This window comes from Streptomyces sp. JH002 (assembly GCF_050916115.1).
Classification (GTDB): domain Bacteria; phylum Actinomycetota; class Actinomycetes; order Streptomycetales; family Streptomycetaceae; genus Streptomyces; species Streptomyces xiamenensis.
This window is the reverse complement of record NZ_CP087989.1, coordinates 4738476-4756927: the sequence shown is the minus strand read 5'-3', so window position 1 is coordinate 4756927 and position 18452 is coordinate 4738476. Positions and strand designations below refer to the sequence as shown.

Here is an 18452-nt window from a genome sequence, read left to right as displayed (position 1 = left end):
GAGCCGCGAGCAAGGTGGCGCCGGCCGCGCGGGCGGGCCCGCCCCGGCCGCTACCGGACGGGCTCCCGCACCGCGCGCACCACCCGGTACTCGGCCAGGTCCACCCGCCGGGTCGCCCTGCGGAACTCGGTCGTGGTGCCCGGCCAGTGCGTGACGTCCCGGCCCTCGTCGTCCAGGTAGGGGCTGTCGCAGCCGGTCTCCCACACCGTCCTGGCGAGCTTGCCGCGCATCCGCGCGTTCCAGACGCGCAGCGCGTCCGGGGACGGGTCGAGCGCCACCCCGCCCGGCTCGCCGCCCGGCTCGGCCAGTTCGTCGAGCCGGTGCAGGAAGTCGGCGAGATAGCTGAGCTGGGCCTCGATCATCAGCACCTTGGAACTGGAGGAGGACACCGCCTGCGGCCCGCCCATCATCAGCAGGTTGGGGAACCCGGTCATGGTCGTTCCGCGCAGCGCCCGGATGCCGCCGCCCTTGTCCCACGCCTCCGCCAGCGTCGTACCGTCCGCCGCGGCGATGCGCCGGGTGATGGGCCGGCCGACGTTGTGGAAGCCGGTGGCGAACACGATGGTGTCCGCCTCGTGCGTGCTGCCGTCCTGCCCGATCAGGGTGCTGCCCTCGACGCGGGCCAGCCCCGAGGCGACGACCTCGACGTTCTGCTGGGCGACCGCGGGATAGAAGGTGTTGGAGAAGGTCACCCGCTTGCAGCCCATCCGGTGGTCGGGGGTGAGCTTGCGGCGCAGCTCCGGGTCCTTGACGCCGAGCCGCAGATGCGCGGCGACGAGCTTCTCGGCCAGCGCCAGTTGGCGCAGCCGCCGGGTCAGCAGATCGCTGCGGACCTCGCCGACCGCCCAGAACCGGCCGCGCTGCGCGAGCCGCAGGAGCGGCAGCCGCTCGTACAGCCACTGTTCGGCGCGCGGGTAGGGCCGGTCGAACTTGGGCAGCACCCACGGCGCGCTGCGCTGGAAGAGCGTGACCCGCCGCACGGTGGGCTGGAGGGCGGGGACGATCTGGGTGGCCGAGGCACCGGTGCCGACCACGGCGACGCGCCGCCCGGCCAGGGCGCGCTCGTGGTCCCAGCACGCGCTGTGGAAGGCGGCGCCGGGAAAGGTGTCGAGGCCGGGGATGTCGGGGATCTTCGGGGCCGAGTGCATGCCGGCGGCCGTCACCAGGACGTCGGCCGTCAGCTCGCCGCGGTCGGTGGTGAGGTGCCAGCGGGTGTGCTCGGGCTGCCAGCGGGCGGCGGTGACGGTGGTGTTGAGGTGGATGTGGCGCCGCACGTCGAAGCGGTCGGCGACGCGTTCCAGATAGGCGAGGATGTCGCGCTGGGCGGCGAACACCCGGGGCCAGCGGGGGTTGGGGGCGAACGAGTAGCTGTAGAGGTGGGACGGGATGTCGCAGGCGGCGCCGGGATAGGTGTTCTCCCGCCAGGTGCCGCCGAGCGATCCCGCCGTCTCCAGGACGGCCAGGGAGTTGACGCCCTCCCGGCGCAGCCGCACCGCCGCGCCGAGCCCGCCGAAGCCGCAGCCGATCACGGCGGCGCGCACATGGCCGCCGATCCGGTCACTCATGGTGTGTGCCTTCCCTCGCGTGGGTGCGGCTCGGTGCCGGTACGGGGCGGGCCGTGCCGCTGCCGGCGCCGCCGGGGCTCGGGCTCGTGCGCGCGCTCACGGCCGTTCGGCGACGATGCCTCCGTAGGGCCACTTGTCGTGATCGGCGGCGTCGGGCAGCACCCGGAAACGGCCGAAGCCCGCGCTCTCCAGGGAGGCCGTCCACTCGGCCATCGTGAGGTAGCCGGGGTTGACCCGGCGCGGCGGATCGAGTTCGGCGCGGTAGAAGCTGTGCAGCGTGGACTGGAAGAACTCGAAGGGGAAGAACTGCCCCGGGCGGCCCCGGCTGCCGAAGGTGAACACCAGCCAGCCGCCCGGTTTGAGGATCCGGCGGCTGTGGCTGAGTACCTGGTGCAGGTTCGCCACGTCGTACAGCACGCTCTCGTAGATCACCAGGTCGGCGGCCTCGTCCTGGAGATAGGGCACATCGTCGTACGCGTCCAGGTCATCGAGGTCCACCCGGTCGAAGCGCATCCGGTCCACCAGCTCGGGCAGTTCGGCGGTGAACGTCCGGCGGGCCTGCTGCATCAGGGAGCGGCTGACGTCGGTGAACCCGTACGAGGCCAGGTGCGCGGTGCGTTCCCGGAAGCCCTCGATCGTCAGCGCCTCGCGCAGGGTGGCGCCGATGCCGGCCCCGCCCTCGAAGACGACGGTGGGCTCACCGGAGCGCAGCCGCAGATCGAGGGCGCGGGCGGCCAGCTTGCTCGGCGCCCGTTTGGGGCCGGCGTCCACCATGAGGTGGTGCCACAGCCGCTGGGTCTCCTCGGCACCGTACGCCTCCTCCAGCAGGACAAGGCCGTCGCGTCCGCGCAGCACGCCGCCGACCACGCTCTCGAAGTACTTGATGACCTCCATCGTCGGCGAGCCGGTGACCCCGGGGCCCAGGAACTGTTCCTCGGACATCCGGGCGCGGGCCGCGAGTTCGGGGGTCGGACGGCAGGTGTCGCCTTGGACGATCAGCTCGCCGCGGTCGGCGAGGTAGTCGAGGAGCTTCTTGCGGAAGTAGAACGGCTGGCGGGCCATCGCGCCGGCCGGCGGCTCGGCGTCCGGGTGGTACGCGGCGGGCCCTTCGGCGAACAGGTGCGTCATGGCGACGCGGGCGAACAGCAACGACGCCTCGTGCCTGGCCCGTTCGATCTGCTCGGTGTAGGCGGGCGTGTAGACGTCGGCCATGCTGAGGGCGTCGATGCCGGGGCCCGGTTCGGTCCTGGTGGTCATGGCTGTGCCATCCATTCGGTCAGCGCGTCGGCGACCGCCTGCGGGCGCCGGGCCCAGTGGTAGTGGCTGGGCTCCTTCAACCGGAGCTGTTCGAGCGAGAGTTCGCGCAGGGTGACGGGGGCGGCGGTGACCTTGTCGGCGATGTGCCGCAGCCCGGCCGGGGGGACGAGGGGGTCGTGTGCGAAGCCGACGAAGAGGGTGGGGACGGTGCTCTTCGCCAGGGCTGCCTCGTAGTCGACCTCGGTACGGGAGAGTTGGTAGCGGCCGGTGCGGCCCTCCCGTACCCAGTCGAGGATCACGTGCCGGGCCTCGCGTCCGGCGAACGGGAACCACTGCGGCAGATAGCCCCACAGCGTGGCGACGACCCCGGTGAGCCGGACGCCGAAGTAGCGGCGCGCCGCGTCCTTGCCGGTCACGACGCGGTGCCAGGCGGTGCCGGTGCCGATGACGGCGGCCCGCGAGATCCGTTCGGGGGCGGTGGCGGTGTACAGCAGGGCCAGCTGGCCGCCCAGGCTGTGCCCGGCCAGCACGAGCTGTTCGACGCCGAAGGCGGCCCTGACCTCCTCGATGATCGTGGGCAGTTCGACCTCCAGGAGGTCGGCGTAGCCCCAGGTCCTGCGGCGGCCGGGGCGCACCGAACTGCCGCCGTGGCCCCGGTGGTCGGCCAGCGCGACGTGCGTGCCGTTCTCCACCAGCACATCGGCCAGCACCTCGTAGTAGCCGGCCCGTACGCCCATGGCGGGCAGGAACAGCACGACGGGCGCGGCCGGGTCCTCGGCGGGGAAGAGCCGGACGGTGGTGGTGCTGCCGTCGGCGAACGTCACCACCAGATCGGCGGGTTCCGTGGGAGCTTCCCGTTCCTCAGCCGGCCCCATGGGTCGTCCTTTCCGCGAGGGGGAACCGCGTCATGGAGAACAGCAGGTTCCGGTCGTAGAGCTGGTTCAGCAGGTCGAGCGCGGTGCGGTCCACGTCGTCGAGTACGGGGGCGTCCGGGAGGACGCCGGCCTGCCGGGCCAGGTGCCGCAGGCACAGCGCCAGCCAGCCGCCGTCCTCCAGGAACCCGGCCGACGGGCCCTCCCGCTCGGCGTCCTTGGGGCTCAGGGGGCTGGGGTGCCGCGCCAGCCAGCGCCAAGCGCAGGCGCCGGCGGCGTGCAGGTGCGTGTAGCGGGCCGCCAGGTCGTAGGCGGCGCCGCCGCGCCGCTGTCCCGGATCGCCCGCGAGGGCGGCGGCCTCGGCGTCCAGCGCGGCGCGCGCGGTACGCAGGTGTTCGGTGAGGTCGAGCAGCAGGGCGCGCCGGGCCGGGGAGAGTGCGGGTACGGGCTGTTCGCCGCCGAGCAGCGCGGCGAGGTGGTCGAGTCCGGCGGTGACGGCGTCCTCGTCCGTGTCGAGGGCCATGCGTTCCGGGTCGAGCGGGGCGGGCGCGGTGGCCGGGGGCCCCGGGGCGTACAGGGCGGGCAGCCCCTCGGTGCGTACGGTGCCGGCCGCGCGGGCCTCCGCGAGTGGGGTGAGCTGGTCGGCGAGGCCGCCCAGCACCACCGGGGTCGAGCCGTCGAACAGTCCGGTGACGGCGCAGTCCCGGCGCATCTTCTCGAAGACGGCCACCTGGAGCTGGTCCTGGCCGGTGAGGTAGGAGCGGGCGCCCAGCACGACGCCGAGCGATTCGATGGCGTCCGTGGCACGGTGCGGGATCAGGTACTTGGCGCACAGCGACTGGAGCGGCAGCTGGTCGGGCCGGTCGTGCGCGGCCCGGCAGGCGCCGGCCGCCACGGTCTCCCCCACCAGCAGGTCGGCGAACGCGTCGATCAGCCGGCGGGCCACCGGTTCGAGGTCGTGGACGGGGGCGTCGTACAGCCGCCGGTCGCGGGCGAACGCCAGGGTGTGGCGCAGACAGGTGTCGAGGGCGCCGAGGGCGAGGCCGGAGACGAGTACGCGGGTGATCTGGAAGGTCTCCAGGATGGTTTCCAGTCCCGAGCCGACCCGGCCGATGGCGTCGGTGCCGCGTACCCGCAGGCCGGTCAGGGTCAGGCCGCCGATGGCGCTGCCGCGCAGGCCGTGGGTGGCGACCTTCGGCAGCCGCCGCCAGGTGGTGCCGTCGTGCGGGGCGGTGGCCAGGAACAGGGTCAGGCCGCGCGGGCCGCGCCCGGTGCGGGCCGTCACGGTCGCGGCGCCGGCGTGTCCGGTGTTGTTGATGAGCCACTTCTCGCCGTCGATGCGCCAGCCGTCGCTCTCCCCCTCGGCGTCGGGGACGCGGGTGGCGGTGGTCTCGCCGGCCACCAGGTCCGCGCCGTGCTCGCGCTCGCTGAGCGCGAAGGCCACGAAGCCGCCGGCCCGCAGCAGGCGCGCGACGCTCTCCTTCTGCGCCGCGCTGCCGCGCAGCCACACGGGCAGCGCCGCCAGCAGATTGCTGCCGAGCGCGATGGCCGCCGTCAGGTCACGGCGGGACAGCACCCGGCACAGTTCGAACGCCTCCTCGATACCGCGCAGTTCACCGCCGCTTTCGGCGGGGATGAGCCACTCGGCGACACCCCGGTCCAGGGCGGCGCGGCACAGCCGATCGGGGAACGCGGCGTGCCGGTCGGCCTCCAGCGCCTGCGCGAAACCGCCGGGGAGTCGCGCGTCGTAGGGGTCCGCGAGGGCGTGTTCGAGCGAGAGCGCGGCGGATCCGGTGGGGGTCGGCGTCGTCACCGGGACTCACCTCCTTGTGCCACCAGTTCGAGCCCGGCCGGGCCGTCCGCCGGCTCGGTGCCGGGCCGCGCGAGGCGGGCCACGTCCTCCCACAGCAGGTGGCCCGTGCCGGGCGGCATCCGGCGGCCGGGTTCCAGCAGGGCGAAGATCCCGGAGCCCAGCCAGGGCGCCGGCGGCCCGTCCCCCTCCGGTGCGGTACGGGCCAGGCAGGTCGCCGCGAACAGCCGCGCGTAGCGGTCGGCGAACTGCTGCCCGGCCAGCGAGCGCGGGTCCAGCGCGTCCCGCGCCTCGGTACGTACCCGCGCCGCGGCGGCGCTCAGCGCGGCTGCGGCCCGGCCCAGTACGCCGTCCCCGTGTGCGGCGCCGAGGCGCTCCAGGACGGTGCCGGTCTCCTCGACGCCGGCCGTGACCGGGTCGTCGTCCGCGAACGGGCCGGTGTCCTGGCCGAACAGGGACGGCAGCGGGCCGCCGCGCACGAACAGGGCGTCCGCCCGCCGGGGATCGGCCGGGGCGTCCAGGCACGACGCCTGGGCCGCCAGCGAGCTGAGCACGACCGGCTCACTGCCGTCGAACAGTCCGAACAGCCGTACGTCGCGCCGGAGCTTCTCGAAGAGTCCCGACCAGTGGCCCTCGCGCAGGTACGAGCGGGCGCCGAGCACCACGGACAGCTTCCGCATCCGGGCCTCGACGACCTTGGGCACCACGTACTTGGCGACGGCCGAGGTGACCGGCACCAGGTCGGGCAGCACGTGCGGGGCGCGGGCGCAGGCCCGCGCCACCGCCTCGGCCGCCCGCAGATCCACGAGGGCCGCGGCGAGTTCCTCCCGCACGTACGGGATGTCGGTGGCCGTGCCGCCGTACAGCCGGCGTTCGGCGAGGAACGCGGTGCAGCAGCGCAGCGCCGTGGCGAGCACGCCCAGGCTGAGCGCCGGGACGAGGGTGCGGGTCACCGACAGGGAGGCGGAGGCGAGTTCGAGCCCGGCGCCGGCCCGTCCGATCAGCGCGGACGCGGGCACCCGGGCGCCGTGGAAGCGGATGCCGCCGATCTGCGCGGCGCGCACCCCGTGGGTGGGGACGCGCGGCAGGATCTCGTACGCCTCGGCGGGCAGTTCCTCCAGGTCGACCAGCACGAACGACAGGCTGCGCATGCCTGTGCGGTCGGGGTCGCGGGCGAGCAGGCACACGAACCGGGCCAGGGCCGCGTTGTTGATCAGCCACTTCTCGCCGTCGATGACGTATGCGCCGCCCTCGCGGCGCACCGTCGTCTCGCTCGCCAGCAGATCGGCGCCGTGCGCGCGCTCGGTGATGCCCAGCGCCACGTACGCCCCGCCCAGCACCGCGTCCGCGACCTTTCGGCGCTGCGCGGCGCTGCCCGCCAGCCACACCGGCATCGCGGCGCCCAGTGGCGAGTTGGCGATGAGGGTGACCGCCGGATCGCGTTCCGCGATGACCCGGCCGATGGTGAGAAGGTCCTCCAGGGAGGTCAGCCGGCCGCCGTGCTCCGCCGGCACCTGGTACGCGCGGTAGCCCCAGCTGTCGAGCGCCGCCAGCGACTCGGCGGGAAAGCGCTGTTCGCGGTCGTCACGGACACTGGCGGCGTAGGTCAGCGGCCCCACGGGGCGCAGCGGATCGCCGAGGTGGGCGGCGAGCGACCGCGCGCGGTGCGCGGCGTCCGGGCCCTCGCCGGTCAGCCGAGCGATGACGCACCTCCCTGGCCGGCCCCGGGGGCGGGCAGCGTCTCGGCGGCCGAGACCCGGGCGACGACCTTGCTGAGCGTGCCCTCCAGCAGCCGGCGGCGCATCAGCAGCCGCTGGAACTTGCCGCTGGTGGTGCGGGAGATGGCCAGCGCGGACAGCAGCACCACGTCGACGGAGGCACCGCCCAGCACCTCGGCGGCGGAGCGCCGGATGGCGGCGACGGTCTCGGTGTACGGGCCCTCGGTGGCGACCTCGGCGAACACGCACAGCCGCTCGGGCAGCTTGGCGTCCGGGTCGGCCGGCAGCACGACGGCGATCGCGGAGCGGCGGAAAAGGCCGGGGGCATCGCGTACCGCGTCCTCGATGTCCTGCGGGTAGTGGTTCTGCCCGGCGAGGATCAGGATCTCCTTGCTGCGCCCGGTGATGTGCACGCAGCCGTCCGCCAGGTAGCCGAGGTCGCCGGTGCCGCGCCAGCCGTCCGGCAGCCCGGACGGTGCGGGCTCGCGGTAGTAGCCGGCGGTGACGGCTTCGCCGCGGATCTCGATCTCGCCGACCGCGCGTTCGCCCACCACCTCGCCGTCGGCGGTGACGCGGACCTCGACGCCCGGGGCGGGGGTTCCGCAGTTGACGACACCCCGCGCGCCGGTGGTGGCGGGGACGGCCTTGCGCTCGTCGTTGAGCGCGGCGCGGTCCACCCAGTCGATGGTCGGGGGCCGGCTGTCGGAGTCGAAACTGACCGGCAGGGTGGCCTCGGCCAGCCCGTAACAGGGCACCTGCGCCTGGGCCCGGAAGCCGGCGGCGGAGAAGTGCCGGGCGAATTGGCCCAGTCCCTCGGGGTCGATGGGCTCCGCGCCGTTGAGCGCCAGCCGTACGCCGGACAGGTCGAAGCCCGCCACCTCCTCCGCCGGTACCGCCTCGACCAGGTACTGGTAGAAGAAGTCCGGGCCGACCAGGATGGTCGCGCCGGCCGCGCAGGACGCGGCCAGCCACTCGGCCGGCTGCTTGACGAAGTCGCGCGGCGCGGACACGCACACCCGGATGCCGCTGCCCAGCGACGCCAGCGAGCCGAACAGGCCCAGGTCGTGGGAGAGCGGCAGCCAGTGGCTGATCACATCGGTGGTGCGGGGCCGCAGGGCGGCCGGGATGATGCGCAGCGCGGCCAGCACGTTGCGGTGGGTCAGGGCGACCCCGCGCGGGTGGGAGGTGCTGCCCGAGGTGTACTGGATGAGGGCGAGGTCCCCCGGGTCGCGGCCGGGCGGGCGTACGTCGCCGGGAGCGGTGGGCGCGGACGCGCGGGCGGTGCGCAGCAGTTCGCTCAGCGGCTGGGTGGTGACATCGGGCAGCACCTCGGCCAGGACCGGCACCGCGTCGTCGTCGGCGAGGATCAGGGCGGCTCGGCAGTCCTCGACGATGTGCCGCAGCCGGGCGGCGGACGCCTGGTTGCGGCCGGCCCGCGCGGAGACCGGGACGGCGATCGCGCCGACCGACACGATGGCGTTGAGCACCGGGAAGAAGTCGGCGGGGGAACCGGCCGGGAAGACCACCGGGGCACCGGGTTCGACGCCGCGGGCGCGCAGTTCGGCGGCCAGGGCCAGCCCGTCGCGCTCCAACTGACGGAAGGTGACGGCCCGCTGGGGGTCGGTGGCGCCGATCAGCTGCTCGGGATACCGCTCGGCCGCGTACGTGAACAGGCCGTCGAGCAGGGTGACGGAGGCGGGCACGGCGGGAGCGAACTCCGGTGCACCGCCCGTGCCACGCGTACCGCTCACGCCGCTTCCCCGGAGACGGTGGCGGCGCGCTGCGCGGCGATCTCCTCCACCAGCCGGCCCAGGGAGACGCCCTGGAAGAAGAGGCTGTCGTCGAGTTCTATGTCGAAGCGCCGCTCGACCTTGCCGGCGACCCGCAGCAGCTTGATGGATTCGACCATGCCGAGATCGGACAGCACGGATTCCCGGGTCACCTGCTCGGCCGGCACCCGCAGCGTGTCGGACACGATCTGCCGGAGCGTCTCGAAGATCTCTTGTTCGTCGGATGAGTACGCCATGGTGAGGAAACCGTCCTATGCGTCAACAGAGGGCTGGGCGCTGTCGTGGTCATCGAGGTGGCGCATGGTGGAGCCGCACAGCGACCGTATTGACTGGCCCCCATCCGCTGTTCTTCCCGTGGTAATCGGCCGGCGGGGCGGCCGGTGGACGGGCGATGACCGGCGCGTGGACGGGCGTTGCGCCGCGACGAACGGGCACGGGCGGCCACGGGAGAGCTGGAACGGGGCCCGCGCCGGGCAGCGCCGCCCGGTGCCGCGCGACCGCCTTCAACGGCGGCGGGCGCCGTGCGATCATGTCCCCCTGGAACGTTCGTCCTGCCTTGGCAATGTCGCCAACGCCCCCCACGCGCACGCGAGATGCCCGAGATGGGATGGTTCCGCGGTGGAATTCCACCTGCTCGGCCCCCTGGAAGTGCTGCACGAAGGCGAACGGCTGGCGCTCGGCGGTGTCCGGCAGCGCGCCGTGCTGGGGTTCCTGCTGCTGCACGCGAACACCCCCGTCGCCACGCGACGGCTCATCGACGCGCTGTGGCACGACAACGAGCCGGCCACCGCGCGCAAGATCCTCCAGAACGCCGTCTCGGGGCTGCGCAGAACACTGGCGGCCGGGAGCGGACCCACCCACAGCGCGACGCCGTACTCACTGGCGGCCGGGCCCCACGGTTACGTCCTGCACGTGCCGTCGCACCACATCGATCTGCCGCGCTACGCGCGTCTCGTCGCGCACGGACGGCGGCGGCTGGCGGTCGGTTCCTGGGCGTCGGCCGCTCACCTTCTCGATTACGCCCTGGGGTTGTGGCAGGGCCGCGCGCTGGCCGACCTGATCGAGGCGGGCGTCGCCTGGCCGGAGCTGACCGCGCTGGAGGAGGACCGCTGGCAGGTGCTCAGCGACAAGATCACCGCCGACCTGATGCTGGGGCGCGTCGCCGAGGTCACGGCCGAGCTGAGCGTGGTGACCACGGCGGAACCGGTCAGGGAACGGCTGTGCGCCCAGCTGATGCTGGCCCTGTACCAGAGCGGCCGCCAGGCCGACGCGCTGGAACGCTACCGGCGGGCCAAGGCGGCGATCGTCGGGGAACTGGGCGTCTCCCCCGGCCGCGAACTGCGCGACCTGGAACGCGCCATTCTCACCCAGTCCCCCGCGCTCAGCTCCCCCACCGCCGCGGCCCGCCTCTTCACCCGCCCGCCGGCCCCCACCACCCGGCTCCCCCCGCCCCGCACGGCCCGCCTTGCCCCGGGCCTCCCCGGCAAACGCCTCACCCGGGGCCGCTGACCCCGCGGCGGGGGCCCGGGCCGCACGGCGGGATCAGGTCACGCGGCGGGGCCCGGGGGCACCGGCTGTTCGGCGGAGACCGGGCCGCCACCTGCCCGCGGCCGGTACGTGTGCCAGGCCGCGCCGTACAGCAGCAGGGCTGCGGTGAAGGCGGCGCCCCCGCGCTTGGCGGCGCCGGTCAGCACCCCCTCGGCGAAGGTCCCCCAGGGTGCCCGGACGGTGGTGGCCGGGTACGTCGTCTCGCTCGTACCGTCCTCGAAGACGCGGGTGACGGGGTGCTCGTGGTCCACCACGGTCGTGTACCGGAAGGCGTCGATGTCGGCGCGGGCCCCGGCGGCGACGCCCAGCGCGGTGGCCAGGGCCAGCAGCGCGAGCACGGTCAGCCGCACCGGGCGGCTCAGCCGGCCCCCGCCGTTGCCCGCGTCCCGGTGCCCGGCCCGCGTCCGGTCGCGGCGCCGCCACAGATGGCGGGCGATCAGCGCCAGGCCGAGGACGGTGCTGAGGGTCTGGAGCAGCCGGGAGACGGTCAGTCCGCCCAGCACCGGCTCGCTCAGCAGGGCGGCGCGGGTGACCAGGAAGCCGTCCCCGTGGGTGACGGCGTCCCAGGCGAGATGGGTGGCGATCCCGATCAGCGCGGAGAGCACCAGCCATCCGGCGTACCGCGCCCGCTCCCGGGGCCCGGCCCCGGGGGCGGCGGCGGGTGACCCCACCCGCACCCGGGCCGGGAGCAGAGCCACCAGCGGCCCGCGCACCAGCCGCCAGCCGAGGACCAGCAGGAGGGCCATGGGCAGGTTGACCAGCAGCCCGGTCAGCGGCCCGTGTGTCGTGGTGGCGTTGAGGAACGGCTCGTACCAGTCGCCGGACGAGGTGGCGGCGACGCCGAGCTCACCGAGGTAGTAGGGGACGTCGGGGGCGAGGGCGCCCATGACGAGGGCCGCCGGGACGAAGGGGCGGCGCAGCAGCGGCAGGACGGCCGCGGGGTGGGACAGCGTGAACGGCAACGCGGTGCTCTCTCTGCTCGCGCTCAACAATGGAACGCACAGGAGACTATTCACTTCAACGGACTATGGCAATGCGGTCAGCTTCCCCGCCGCACCCGCCACACCCCGACAGTGAGCGCCGCCCCCAGCGGCAGCACCAGAGACAGCAGCACCACGGGCCACGGATCGAGCCAGGCGTCCGCGTACGCGCGGCCGATCAGCGGCGGGGAGGCCACCGCCATCGCCCCCAGTTCGTACAGCCCCCGCGAGCGCCGCCGCACCGCCAGCACGATGCCCGAGGCGGCCAGCACCAGCAGCGGCCATGCCCCGTAGTCCGTGCTCACCGCGAACTCCCCGGTGCCCACGGCCACCAGCGGGAACCAGCCCACCGCCGCCATCACCCCGGCCGCCGCGCACACCCCGGGATCCGCCCGCCGGTCCCGCGGGCAGGCCAGCACGACGGCCACCGTCAGCAGGGCGAGCACCGGCACCAGCGCGCCCCCGCCGCGCGCCGGACCGACGGCCGGCCACAGCGCGACCGTCCCCAGCAGCCCGCCCGACACCGCGGCGACCCCGGCCGCCCAACGCCCGGTCAGCGCGACGATCGCGCCCCCGCACACCAGGAGCGAGCACAGCAGATACAGCCCCCACGCGGCCCCCGTACCGGCCACCATGGCGCGCAGCGTGGTCGGGGAGAGCACCAGGGTCCGGTACCAGTCGGTCAGTTCGAGGCCGGCCACCACCGCGGCGGTGGCCAGCGCGAACGGCGCCGCGAGCGCGAACAGCCGCCCGCCGGGCGCGGCCGGGTCCAGCCCCAGGCGCATCCGCAGCGCGTGCGCCGCCAGATCGGCGTCGGCCCGCAGCCGGGCGGCGCGGGACAGCCCGGCGGTCAGCTCCCGGTGCGTCTCGGCGATCTCCGGTCCGTGCACGGCGCGGTAGCCGGCCGGGTAGAGCCGGACCGGACTGCGGCTCATGTGGGCTGCACGGCGCCGCCGATGCCCAGCCGCCGGCGCGCCTCGGAGGCGGTGGCCGCCATCCGCTCCGCCTCCGCCGCCAGCCGGTCCCGGCCGGCGGGGGTGAGCGCGAACGTACGGCGGGCGCGCCCGTCCACCACCTCGTCACGCTCCACCCGGATCAGGTCATCGGCCAGCAGCCGGTCCAGCGCCCCGTACAGCGCGCCGGTGCGCGGCACCACCCGGCCGTCCGTGATGGCCTTGACCTCCTGCGCGATCGCGTAACCGTGCCGGGGCGCGTTGGCCAGCGCCGTCAGCAGCAGCAGGGCCAGCTCCTGCATCCCTCGCTCACTCATGCCAACAGAGTATTCCGCCCGGCGGAGCGCCGTCCCCCGCGCTCACTCCCCCTTGGCCTCCCGGCGCCCCTGCACCGACAGCGCCAGCCAGCAGCCCCAGCCGATCGGCTGCAACAGCCAGTAGCTCCAGATCCGGTAGAGCAGCGTGGCCGCCAGCGCGTCGGCGGCGCTCAGCCCGTACACCACCAGCAGCGCCGCCATGCTCGCCTCCACCACGCCCACCCCGCCCGGGGTCAGCCGCAGACTGCCCGGGATCTGCGTCAGCCCGTACGCGATCAGCACCCCGTGCCAGGGCACCGAGATGCCCAGCGCCCACAGCGAGGCGATCAGACAGGCCGCGTCCAGCAGCCAGTTGAACTGGGCGTACGCGTACGGCCGCAGCCACGGACGGAAGCCCGGCTGGATGGCGCGGGCCTGCACCAGCAGCCGGTTCACCGCCTCGGTGCCCTCCCTGGCCCTGCGGTGCCGGGCCTGGACCCGCCGCCACCTGCGACGCGCCCAGGCCCGCACCGCGGCCGAGCGCGCCAGAACCAGCACCAGCAGCGCCAGAAGCACCAGCACGAACCCGATCCGGCCCAGAACGGCGCCGGGCCCCCGGGCACCGGCCGTCAGCAGCCCCGCCGCCAGCACCACGATCAGGCCGAGCGCGGACAGCGCCCCGGCGATGACCAGCGAGGCGGCGGCCAGCGCCTTGCTCGCGCCCCTGCGGTGCAGTTGCTGGTAGAGCCAGGCGGCGGAGAACGCGGCGCCCCCCGGGAGCGCGCCGGCCACCGCGTTGGAGGCGAGGATCATGGACAGCAGCGGCCGCATGCCCATCCGCAGCCCGCCGGTCAGCAGCAGCCAGCGCTGGACGGCGGCCAGGCACCACAGGGCGCCCGCCTGACAGACCAGGGCCAGCGCCGCCTTGACCGGATTGACGTGGGACAACTGCTCGAACGCCCCGCCCAACTCGTCCCGGCGGGACGCCGCCAGCACCAGCGCCGCGATGATCACCGCCGCGGCGAGCAGCCACACCAGCCATCCGGCTCTGGGCGGGGGCCGGCTGTCATCGATACCGGGCTGATCACCATGCGTCATGACGGTTTTGACGGTAACAGTGGGGAGCGTCCGGTTCTCGTCGTACATGCGGGGGATCCGCCGTGACCTCCCGGTGCCGGGGGCGTTGTGCTTCTGGTGAACCGGGCGAGGGTGAGACGAGGAGGGTGCCGGTGCGCTCATTACGGGCCGCGGCCTTCGACACGGAGGTCTTCGACATCACCGGCGGCGCCACGCTCACCGAGCGGATCGCGGACTTCGCCTCCCCCCTGACCCGGATGCTCCTCAGCGGCGACGGCCTGACCACCACCGCGCTGCACGCCCTGACCGGCGCCGCCCCCCGGGTACGGCTGCTGCGGGCCGACCGCATGCCCGCGGGCCGCGCCGGGCGCCCGGTGCCCGCACTGCTGGAGATCGGCGAGGGACAGGGCGTCCTCACCCGGCACTCCGCGCTCACCGGCCCCGGAGGCCGCTGGCTGTCGGTCAACCAGGTGGTCGCCCGCGACGATCTGCTGCCGGAGATCCGGCCACTGCTGGCGGACGGCCGGCTCCCCATCGGCGCCGCCCTGCACGCCGCCGGCACCGGCCACCGCCGCACCGTCCTGGACGCGGGCCGCCGCCGCTGGCCCAGCGGAGAACCCGCCTGCTACAAGACGTATCTGCTGTGGCACGGGGAGCGGCCCCTGGTCCTGGTCAACGAACTGTTCCACCCCTCCCTGGTGTCCCCCTGATGCGCCGGCTGCGCACCCAGGTCGGCATCATCGGCGCCGGACCGGCAGGGCTGGTGCTCGCCAATGTGCTGGGCCGGGCCGGCATCGACTGCCAGGTCGTCGAACGCCACCCGCGCGCCCGCGTCGAGAGCCGCGCCCGGGCGGGCCTGCTGGAGGAACGCACCGTCGCCTACCTGCGCGCCCACGGCCTCGCCGACCGGCTGCTCGCCGAGGGCACCCGGCACGGCTGGTGCGAGTTCCTGTGCCATGGACAGCGGCTGCGGATGGACTACGCGGCCCTGACCGGCGGCGCCCGGCACTGGGTGTACCCGCAGCAGTGGCTGGTCCGCGACCTGATCGCCGCCCTGGAGACCGACGGACGGCTGCCCTGGTTCGCGACCCCGGCCCGCGCCGTCGAGGAACTGCGGCGCATCCGCTGCGACCGGCTCCAGATCGACTGCGACTACGTCATCGGCTGCGACGGCGGACACGGCGTCAGCCGGCACGCCCTCCACCCCGTGCTGCGCCGCGAGGTGACCCAGCGCTACCCGTACGACTGGCTCGCGGTGCTCGCCGAGGTCGACGCCCCCGCCCCCGGCGTGCTGTACGCGCTGCACGAGCGCGGGTTCGCCGGAATGATGCCGCGCACCCCCGCGATCAGCCGCTTCTACCTCCAGTGCGCCGCGGGCGACACTCCCGCCGACTGGCCCGAGCAGCGCGTGCGCGAGGAACTGCGGCTGCGGCTGGAGGGCGGCCCCGCGCTCGGCGTGCTGTACGAGCGGCGGACGCTGCGCATGCACAGCCGCGTCACCCGGCCGCTCCAGCACGGGCCGCTGTTCCTGGCCGGCGACGCCGCCCACCTGCTGACCCCGTCCGGCGCCAAGGGCATGAACCTCGCCATCGACGACGCGGCCGACCTCGCGCACGCCCTGCTGCACGGCGGCCTCGCCGGATACGGGCAGCGCCGGCTCGCGGCGCTGCGCCGTGCCCAGGACTTCTCCGAGCGTCTGATGCGCCTGCTGCACAGGCCGCCCGGGGACGCGCTGGAGGAACTGCGGCGGCTGACCCGGCCGGGCCCCGAGGCGGCGGCCTTCGCCCGCGAGTTCGTGGGACACGTGAACCGTAAAGAGTGGAGAGCATGATGGCGATCCCCGTCCTGGCGGACCGGATGCGTGACCGGGTGCGGGCCCTGTACGGCTTCTCGCGCGGCACGCAGGCCTCCCTGTCCGTCGCCCAGCCGCTGATCGGCGCGCTGATCGCGGTGCCGAACCCGCCGCTGGACCGGCTGGGGGTGGCGCTGGTGGCGGCGTTCGCCGGGTACTTCGCGCTGTTCGCGGTCAACGACCTGCTGGACCACCGGCTGGACCGCAAGCGGTTCGCCCACCTGCGCTCCTACGAGGGCTTCGACATCGACAGCACCGGCGTCCGGCACCCGCTGGCGCAGGGCCGGCTCTCCTACCCCGGCGCGGTCGCCTGGGTGGTGACGCTCGGCGGGCTCGCGCTGGTGCTGGCGGCCTGGCTGCACTGGCTGTGCGCGGTGCTGTTCGTGGTGGCGGCGCTGCTCCAGGTGGTGTACTGCGCGCTGGCCACCGTCACCCCGCACAAGTTCTGGCTGACCGGGGCGTGCGTGGGGCTGGCGGCGTGCGCGGGCTGGTTCGCGCTGGCCCCGGTGACGGCGGGCGGCGGCGGGGTCGACTGGGTACGGCTGCCGCTGTTCTTCTGCTGGATGGCCGCCTGGGAGATCGGCGGGCGCAACCTCGTCAACGACTGGGCCGACGTGGAGGAGGACGTGCACCTGGGGGTGCGCACCGTGCCCGTCGTGTACGGCCACCGGGTCACAGCACGCCTGGTGCTCGCGTTCCTGCTGATCACCTTCGTGTGCGGGGTCGCCCTGATGATCGCCGGGTGGTCCTCGTTCCGGGCCATCGGCGTGGTGGGCAGCGTGCTCGCCGGCTGCTGGGCGCTGCTGGTGCCCGGCCTCGCGCTGTACCGCGACCCGCGCCCGGAGACGGCGCTGGCCGTCTTCAACCGGGCCAGCCTGTACCCGGTCCTGGTGCTGGTGGTCATCCTGCTGGCCATGGCGCGGCCCGCATGACGGCCGTCATGCCGCGCGGCGGCCCCGATGCCTCCTGGCTGGACCGGCGTTACCAGACGGACGAGCCCGAGTACCTCGACCGCCCCGACACCCCGCACGAGGCGGCCCGGGTCCGGCGGGCCCTGCACCGGATGCAGCTGCTGACCCGCGGCTACGACCGGTACGCGCGCTGGACCCTGGAGCGGGCCGGGGCCGCCCCCTCTCCCCGGGTGCTCGAACTCGGCGCCGGTACCGGCGGCCTGTCCCGGCGGGTGCTGCACCGGCACCCGGGGGCGCGGGTGACGGTGAGCGATGTGGCGCCGGACGCGGTGGCGGCGCTGGAGGCCGGGCAGCTGGGGGCGCACCCCAGGGCGGCGGTGCGGCGGCTGGACGCGACGGCGATCGACGCGCCGGACGCGGCGTTCGACGTGGCGGTGTTCGCGGCGAGCCTGCACCATCTGCCGCCGGACGGGGTGCGCGCCGTGCTGCGCGAGGGCACCCGGGTGGCCACCACGCTGCTGCTGATCGACGCGTGGCGCAGCCCCTGGGTGTGCGCGGCGGCCGTCCCGCTCATGTTCGCGACCGGGGGGGCCGACCCATGTGCACGACGGGGTGATCAGCCTGCGCAAGGCGTACGGCGCGGCGGCCCTGCGCGAGCTGGCCGCGCCGCTCCCGCTGACGGTCCGCTTCGCGTTCCCCGGCTACCTGGTGGCCACGGTGGGCCGCGACGCGTGAGGGCCCTGCCGCATCCGGGTGCCGGGACGGCCCCGCCCGCCGTCCCGGTCCGCGTCGCGGCGGGAGGCCGGTCTCTCACCGGTCGCGGGTGAGGGACCAGTCGGCCAGCGCCATCAGCCGGTCGCGGTGCGGGGAGGGCGGGAAGCCGCCGGTCAGGGCGTACTTCGCGGCGGTGGCGTAGGCGCGGGCCAGCTCGCCGGTGCGCCCGATGGCGTCGGTGCGGCGCAGCACGGGAGCGGCGCGGGCCAGCAGCTCCGGGTCCGGGAGGGTGGCGGCGCCGGCCAGCAGCCCGGTCAGCAGTTCGCGGTCGGCGGGCCCCGCGTACTGCCAGGCGAGCAGCAGCGGCATCGCGGCCCGCCGGTTGCGCAGGTCGCTGGCGGCGGGTTTCCCGGCCACCGCCTCTCCGGTGGTCCACGGCAGCAGGTCGTCCCGCAGCTGGAAGGCGATCCCGAGCGCGTGCCCGTAGGCGGTGGCGGCCCGCACGCGCGGCTCGTCGCCGCCGCCCAGCACCACTCCGAGCCGCCCGGCCAGCGCCAGCAGGGCACCGGTCTTCTCGCCCGCCATCCGCAGGTACTCCTGCGGGGGCAGTTCCCAGCCGCCGCTGAGGGCCAGTTCGCGCAGCACGCCCCGGGAGATCTCCTCGCCCGCCTCGGCGACCAGGCCGCAGGCCCGCACCACCGCCTCGGCCGGCACCCCGGCCCGTACGCAGCCGGTGAGCGCGCTGAACGCCATGAAGAACAGCGCGTCACCGGTCACCAGCGCCCGTTCGGTGCCGAACGCCCGGTGCAGGGCGGGCTGTCCGCGGCGGGTGTCGTCGCCGTCGATGATGTCGTCGTGCACGAGCGAGGCGGAGTGCAGCACTTCGACGGCCTCGGCGGCGCCCAGCAGCCGGGCGGGGCGGGTGCCGGTGGCGGCGCCGAACTCCAGCAGCACCAGGGGGCGCAGCAGTTTGCCGCCGGAGAGCACGGCGTGCCGGTTCATCGTGTCCAGCTCGTCGCCGGCGCGGCCGCGGCCGAATCGCTGTTCCAGCGCGGCCCGTACCTGGGTGGTCGTCGTCCCGGGAGTCACATGGTGAGTCAACGCGGTGG

General features: G+C 74.8%; 17 protein-coding genes. 5 read left to right on the top strand and 12 right to left on the bottom strand.

The window, feature by feature from the left end:
- Positions 1–50: 50 nt before the first annotated feature.
- The 7 genes from H7827_RS21730 to H7827_RS21700 form a co-directional block, all read right to left on the bottom strand.
- A complete protein-coding gene (locus H7827_RS21730; RefSeq protein ID WP_432747024.1) occupies positions 51–1565 on the bottom strand; it encodes a flavin-containing monooxygenase in 1515 nt (504 codons plus the stop codon).
- 96 nt (positions 1566–1661) lie between these two features.
- On the bottom strand, positions 1662–2822 hold the full coding sequence (locus H7827_RS21725) for a class I SAM-dependent methyltransferase (RefSeq protein WP_432747023.1): 1161 nt from the start codon (positions 2820–2822) through the stop codon (positions 1662–1664).
- The gene (locus H7827_RS21720; protein ID WP_432747022.1) at positions 2819–3697 is read right to left on the bottom strand and encodes an alpha/beta hydrolase family protein; all 879 of its coding nucleotides are present in this window, start codon (positions 3695–3697) and stop codon (positions 2819–2821) included. The genes H7827_RS21725 and H7827_RS21720 overlap by 4 nt, the downstream gene beginning before the upstream one ends.
- On the bottom strand, positions 3684–5507 hold the full coding sequence (locus tag H7827_RS21715; RefSeq protein WP_432747021.1) for an acyl-CoA dehydrogenase family protein: 1824 nt from the start codon (positions 5505–5507) through the stop codon (positions 3684–3686). Before H7827_RS21715 ends, H7827_RS21720 begins: the two co-directional genes overlap by 14 nt.
- On the bottom strand, positions 5504–7123 hold the full coding sequence (locus H7827_RS21710; RefSeq protein ID WP_432747020.1) for an acyl-CoA dehydrogenase family protein: 1620 nt from the start codon (positions 7121–7123) through the stop codon (positions 5504–5506). Before H7827_RS21710 ends, H7827_RS21715 begins: the two co-directional genes overlap by 4 nt.
- A gap of 71 nt (positions 7124–7194) precedes the next feature.
- Complete coding sequence (locus tag H7827_RS21705; RefSeq protein WP_432747019.1) at positions 7195–8973, bottom strand: AMP-binding protein; 1779 nt, start codon at positions 8971–8973, stop codon at positions 7195–7197.
- Positions 8970–9248 carry an acyl carrier protein gene (locus H7827_RS21700; RefSeq protein WP_200367347.1) on the bottom strand — a complete coding sequence of 93 codons (279 nt, stop codon included), beginning with the start codon at positions 9246–9248 and terminating at the stop codon, positions 8970–8972. Before H7827_RS21700 ends, H7827_RS21705 begins: the two co-directional genes overlap by 4 nt.
- Before the next feature lie 382 nt (positions 9249–9630).
- Here H7827_RS21700 and H7827_RS21695 point away from each other — a divergent pair, with 382 nt between their 5' ends.
- Positions 9631–10521 carry an AfsR/SARP family transcriptional regulator gene (locus tag H7827_RS21695; protein ID WP_432747018.1) on the top strand — a complete coding sequence of 297 codons (891 nt, stop codon included), beginning with the start codon at positions 9631–9633 and terminating at the stop codon, positions 10519–10521.
- Between the two features lie 38 nt (positions 10522–10559).
- Here H7827_RS21695 and H7827_RS21690 read toward each other — a convergent pair whose 3' ends face one another.
- The 4 genes from H7827_RS21690 to H7827_RS21675 are packed head-to-tail and all read right to left on the bottom strand — an operon-like array spanning position 10560 to position 13887.
- Positions 10560–11549, bottom strand: coding sequence for a DUF4184 family protein (locus H7827_RS21690; RefSeq protein WP_432747017.1), 990 nt, complete (start codon positions 11547–11549; stop codon positions 10560–10562).
- 50 nt (positions 11550–11599) lie between these two features.
- Positions 11600–12475 (bottom strand): hypothetical protein, encoded by an 876-nt coding sequence (locus H7827_RS21685; protein ID WP_432747016.1) that lies wholly within the window; start codon positions 12473–12475, stop codon positions 11600–11602.
- Positions 12472–12810: a PadR family transcriptional regulator gene (locus tag H7827_RS21680; protein ID WP_432747015.1), complete on the bottom strand. Its 339-nt coding sequence runs from the start codon at positions 12808–12810 to the stop codon at positions 12472–12474. Before H7827_RS21680 ends, H7827_RS21685 begins: the two co-directional genes overlap by 4 nt.
- 42 nt (positions 12811–12852) lie before the next feature.
- On the bottom strand, positions 12853–13887 hold the full coding sequence (locus H7827_RS21675; protein ID WP_432747014.1) for a lysylphosphatidylglycerol synthase transmembrane domain-containing protein: 1035 nt from the start codon (positions 13885–13887) through the stop codon (positions 12853–12855).
- Positions 13888–14018: 131 nt separating this feature from the next.
- On the opposite strand from H7827_RS21675, the gene H7827_RS21670 reads away from it, so the two are divergent.
- Genes H7827_RS21670 through H7827_RS21655 form a run of 4 tightly spaced genes read left to right on the top strand, consistent with a single transcriptional unit; the run spans position 14019 to position 17456 of the window.
- Positions 14019–14576, top strand: coding sequence for a chorismate--pyruvate lyase family protein (locus tag H7827_RS21670; RefSeq protein ID WP_432747013.1), 558 nt, complete (start codon positions 14019–14021; stop codon positions 14574–14576).
- On the top strand, positions 14576–15697 hold the full coding sequence (locus H7827_RS21665; RefSeq protein ID WP_432747012.1) for an FAD-dependent monooxygenase: 1122 nt from the start codon (positions 14576–14578) through the stop codon (positions 15695–15697). The genes H7827_RS21670 and H7827_RS21665 overlap by 1 nt, the downstream gene beginning before the upstream one ends.
- A complete protein-coding gene (locus H7827_RS21660; protein WP_432747011.1) occupies positions 15694–16650 on the top strand; it encodes a UbiA family prenyltransferase in 957 nt (318 codons plus the stop codon). The genes H7827_RS21665 and H7827_RS21660 overlap by 4 nt, the downstream gene beginning before the upstream one ends.
- Complete coding sequence (locus H7827_RS21655; RefSeq protein ID WP_432747010.1) at positions 16647–17456, top strand: methyltransferase domain-containing protein; 810 nt, start codon at positions 16647–16649, stop codon at positions 17454–17456. The genes H7827_RS21660 and H7827_RS21655 overlap by 4 nt, the downstream gene beginning before the upstream one ends.
- On the opposite strand, the gene H7827_RS21650 is transcribed toward H7827_RS21655, so the two are convergent.
- Positions 17440–18432, bottom strand: a complete 993-nt coding sequence (locus tag H7827_RS21650) for a polyprenyl synthetase family protein (protein ID WP_432747009.1) — start codon at positions 18430–18432, stop codon at positions 17440–17442. The genes H7827_RS21655 and H7827_RS21650 overlap by 17 nt on opposite strands.
- Positions 18433–18452: the final 20 nt, after the last annotated feature.

Coding starts and splice junctions, on each gene's coding strand:
- H7827_RS21725 (WP_432747023.1), bottom strand. CDS start 2,822: ATGACCACCAGGACCGAACCGGGCCCCGGCATCGACGCCCTCAGCATG.
- H7827_RS21680 (WP_432747015.1), bottom strand. CDS start 12,810: ATGAGTGAGCGAGGGATGCAGGAGCTGGCCCTGCTGCTGCTGACGGCG.
- H7827_RS21665 (WP_432747012.1), top strand. CDS start 14,576: ATGCGCCGGCTGCGCACCCAGGTCGGCATCATCGGCGCCGGACCGGCA.
- H7827_RS21720 (WP_432747022.1), bottom strand. CDS start 3,697: ATGGGGCCGGCTGAGGAACGGGAAGCTCCCACGGAACCCGCCGATCTG.
- H7827_RS21655 (WP_432747010.1), top strand. CDS start 16,647: ATGACGGCCGTCATGCCGCGCGGCGGCCCCGATGCCTCCTGGCTGGAC.
- H7827_RS21675 (WP_432747014.1), bottom strand. CDS start 13,887: ATGACGCATGGTGATCAGCCCGGTATCGATGACAGCCGGCCCCCGCCC.
- H7827_RS21700 (WP_200367347.1), bottom strand. CDS start 9,248: ATGGCGTACTCATCCGACGAACAAGAGATCTTCGAGACGCTCCGGCAG.
- H7827_RS21660 (WP_432747011.1), top strand. CDS start 15,694: ATGATGGCGATCCCCGTCCTGGCGGACCGGATGCGTGACCGGGTGCGG.
- H7827_RS21685 (WP_432747016.1), bottom strand. CDS start 12,475: ATGAGCCGCAGTCCGGTCCGGCTCTACCCGGCCGGCTACCGCGCCGTG.
- H7827_RS21730 (WP_432747024.1), bottom strand. CDS start 1,565: ATGAGTGACCGGATCGGCGGCCATGTGCGCGCCGCCGTGATCGGCTGC.